Raw genomic sequence first — 3,896 nt, 5'->3', positions numbered from 1 at the left:
GAGCATACTTTTAAAATGCTCGCTTTGTCTCCTGAGCACACTAGCAGTTACAGCATTAATTTATCAGGTGTGACCATAGCTGATCGCGATATATACGATCATGTCATTAGCCTATTTGAACAGTACCAGATTCCAGCAGAGCGAATTTGCTTTGAAATAACGGAAACCTCGGCAATAAGCCATTTAGAGTCAGCGTTATACTTTATGGATAAAATGAAAGCTTTTGGCTGTAAATTCTCATTAGATGACTTTGGTAGTGGTTTATCTTCTTTTAGTTACTTACAAAAACTACCGGTAGACATAATCAAAATTGATGGTGCTTTTGTGCAAGATATGGACACTAACCCCATAAATCGTGTTTTTGTCGAAAATATTAAGCGCACTGCCGAGGCGATGAATAAAAAAACCATTGCTGAGTTTGTTGAGAATGCTGACATTGAAGTAATGCTAAGGGAGATAGGTATCGATTATGGCCAAGGCTATCATATTCATAAACCAGAGCCTTGGTATGAAGCGAGCCAAGAGTAAATAACTATCCATGCTTAGAGTATAGGCTTTACCAGCTAAACTCTACCTCAGCCCCAGAAAAGCAATAAGGCATAAATGCCTTACAAGTTTCATTATTGCAGCGAGCCCCGCCACTATGATGGTTAAATATCAGAATGTTTAGCAGAATATTTAACAGAAAAATAAAAAGTTAAAATAGTATTTAAGTCACTATAAATGATACTTAGTAACTTTTTCATATGAAAAATAAAAAAGATATTAAGTGTGAAATTATCCCTTTATATCAACCTGTTAAAAGTACAGGTTGATATTTTATTTTTAATAAAAATAAAATATCGATAAAAAACTTGATACTGTACGGTCATACAGTATACTGGCGTTATTAAATTGAAACATGAAAATTAAATAGCGATTGTAATCGCGGAGCAACTATGAAAGACGATAAAGAAAAAGCACTAGCAGCAGCATTAAGTCAAATAGAACGTCAATTTGGTAAAGGTTCAATAATGAAACTTGGTGATAACACCACCATGGATATAGAAACTGTTTCTACTGGCTCTTTAGGTTTAGATATTGCTTTAGGAGCTGGTGGTTTACCGCTTGGTCGTGTAGTTGAAATTTATGGTCCTGAATCGAGTGGTAAAACAACCTTAACACTCGAAGTTATAGCACAAGCACAAAGAGATGGTAGGGTTTGTGCTTTTATCGATGCGGAACATGCACTTGATCCAATTTATGCTGCAAAACTTGGTGTTAACATTAATGAGCTATTAATTTCTCAGCCAGATACCGGCGAACAGGCTTTAGAAATTGTTGATATGTTAACGCGCTCTGGTGCCATTGACATTATTGTTGTTGACTCTGTTGCTGCTTTAACACCTAAAGCTGAAATTGAAGGTGATATGGGCGATTCACACATGGGCTTACAAGCTCGAATGATGAGTCAAGCAATGCGCAAACTAACAGGAAATCTTAAATCATCTAATACCATGCTTATTTTTATTAATCAAATACGTATGAAAATTGGTGTTATGTTTGGTAGCCCAGAAACCACAACAGGTGGTAATGCATTAAAATTTTACGCTTCAGTTCGTTTAGATATCCGTCGTATTGGCGCGGTTAAAAATGGTGATGAAATCATTGGTAATGAAACGCGTGTGAAAGTGGTAAAAAACAAAATTGCACCACCTTTTAAACAAGCTGAATTCCAAATTTTATACGGTCTAGGTATTAACAACTTAGGCGAATTAATTGAGCTAGGCGTTAAGCATGGTTTTGTTGAAAAAGCGGGCGCTTGGTATAGCTGTAACGGTGAGCGTATTGGTCAAGGTAAAGCCAATGCAGCGAAATACTTAGGTGAACATCCTGAGATGGCGCAAGATGTTGATAAGAAATTACGTGATATGTTTTTATCAAAAGCTGAAGTGACAGAAGATAAAAAAGAAGAAGCGGTAACTGAATAACTAAAGCTTCAGTAGCTAAGACTTCAGTCACTAATAGCACAGCAGTAAAGCTATAATTAAAAAACGTAACCTTGGACTTAAGGTTACGTTTTTTTATGGCTGAAATTCACCGCTAAAACTTACGGCTTAAATTTAGGGAAATGTCGAGCTGAGCATTTATACCAAATTGATTAAGTTCTTTCCCACTCAGCGAGAATTAAAAGGCTTAGAGACAAGGCATTGATTGAAGAGAATGGTTATTCCCTTCTCAAAATCAATAACGCTGTGTGTAAGCCTTTTAAACTCGCCCTTGGGAGCTTACTCGATGACCACTAACTTCGTTAAATTCATTTGATTTAGAATGACTAAACCGGAACAAATTCGCCTTGTTATTGAACATCGTTCATAGCTCTGAGTAGGGAAGAAATTTAATCAAATTGGTATTAATAGTAAATATTAAATGCTCAAGTTATAAATGGCTTTAGTGTGAGTGGCCACAACCGCCTTCACCGTGCACATGACCATGTTCAAGTTCATCAGCAGTAGCCTCACGTACTTCAATAACTTCAACATCAAAACTTAAATCTAAACCTGCTAGTGGGTGGTTACCATCAACAGTAATTTGATCATCTTGCACATCAATAACAATAACGGTTTGCTCGCCATCATCGGTTGTAGCGCGTAATTGTGTACCTAAACCAAGATCTTCAACACCGGCAAGTACTTCTCTAGGTACTGTTTGCACATAATCTTCATGACGTTCGCCGTAAGCTTGTTCACAAGCTACCGCCACTTCAAATTTATCGCCCGCTTGGTGATCAATAAGTGCCTCATCTAATCCAGGAATTAAGTAACCGGTACCCTGAATAATCGCCATAGGCTTATCATCATATGAACTATCGATTAAAGTGCCATCGTTGTCAGATACGGCATAGTGCATAACAACAACATTGTTTTTAGCTATTTTCATTTTCTATCCTAATAATTTTAATATTGAGCTTATTTATCTAGAGCATATTTATCTAAAGCTCAGCTTATTCAGTGTCTAAAGTGTATGGTAATGCTTGCTTTGTTACTACGGAATCAGTTTGTGCAGCGATACGCATTGATGGTAGCTCACCATCGTTAACAAGTACTGTTTGTAGGTAACAGTTGCCATCATCGGCTTGGTAGTAGGCTAAGATATCACCAGCTTTGCGCCAGTTATCACCCAATTGCTTTTCAAGCACGTCATCTACTTGTAGCGCTTGTTCAAGTTGAACATGTAAAGAAAAGAGTGCCCGCTTATTTTTACCTAAATATTGCATTCTAGCGACAGTCTCTTGCCCTAAATAACAGCCTTTAGTGAAACTAATGCCATTAATCGCTTGTAAGTTAAGCATTTGCGGCACGTAATGGCCGCTAGTTTTTTCGTTAAGTATTGGAAATCCTTGGCTTATTTCTAATAAATCCCATACGTCTTGTGAAAACACCGGTAGTGCCAATGATTTAACCAATGAGGCAATAGTGGCTTGTTCATCAATGATGATATAGCGAGGTTGGTCACCACAAAGGTAAACTAAGCTGGTTGAGCCAAGTTGTACGACTGGATTTAAGCTATCAGGTATTTGTGAATACTCACCTTGTAATAGCACACTAGCCTGTTCACCCACTAAAGCGATAAAGCTCAGGCCTTGTGTCTCTTCGATAGTGACCTTGGCGAAAACACCAAATTTTTTCAGCGCATTAAGAGAACCTTCAATACTGGCTTTAGGTTGCAATAATAAGTGAGCAGCAGAGCGATTAATTAATCTAAAAACGGAAAAAACTTTTCCCTTGGCATCACAGTGAGCACCGACAAGTAGGCTTTGCTCCGTGCTGCTATTAACATCACAGGTTACTTGTCCTTGTAAATATTTGCTTTGTTCTTCACCAGATAAAGAAATGGCGCCAAAATCACTAAGCTCA

Annotated in this window: 4 protein-coding genes; 2 read left to right on the top strand and 2 right to left on the bottom strand. The window is 37.7% G+C overall.

Annotated features, from left to right (window positions below; genetic code table 11):
* Together HRT50_RS18205 and recA are read left to right on the top strand one after the other, a co-directional pair.
* Nucleotides 1-528: EAL domain-containing protein (locus HRT50_RS18205; RefSeq protein ID WP_291617139.1), on the top strand; the 528-nt coding region annotated here is incomplete at its 5' end.
* 410 nt (nucleotides 529-938) lie between these two features.
* Entirely contained in the window at nucleotides 939-1,970 is a 1,032-nt protein-coding gene (gene recA / locus HRT50_RS18200; protein ID WP_291617137.1) for a recombinase RecA, read from the top strand.
* Between the two features lie 460 nt (nucleotides 1,971-2,430).
* On the opposite strand, the gene HRT50_RS18195 is transcribed toward recA, so the two are convergent.
* Complete coding sequence (locus tag HRT50_RS18195) at nucleotides 2,431-2,919, bottom strand: peptidylprolyl isomerase (protein WP_291617135.1); 489 nt, start codon at nucleotides 2,917-2,919, stop codon at nucleotides 2,431-2,433.
* A gap of 64 nt (nucleotides 2,920-2,983) precedes the next feature.
* A partial coding sequence (ygfZ, locus tag HRT50_RS18190; protein WP_291617133.1) for a tRNA-modifying protein YgfZ occupies nucleotides 2,984-3,896 on the bottom strand: 913 nt, incomplete at its 5' end.

Source organism: Colwellia sp., from assembly GCF_013215345.1.
Lineage (GTDB): Bacteria > Pseudomonadota > Gammaproteobacteria > Enterobacterales > Alteromonadaceae > Colwellia.
Note: the sequence above shows the minus strand (reverse complement) of the source record. Positions and strands in the feature narration are given on the sequence as shown.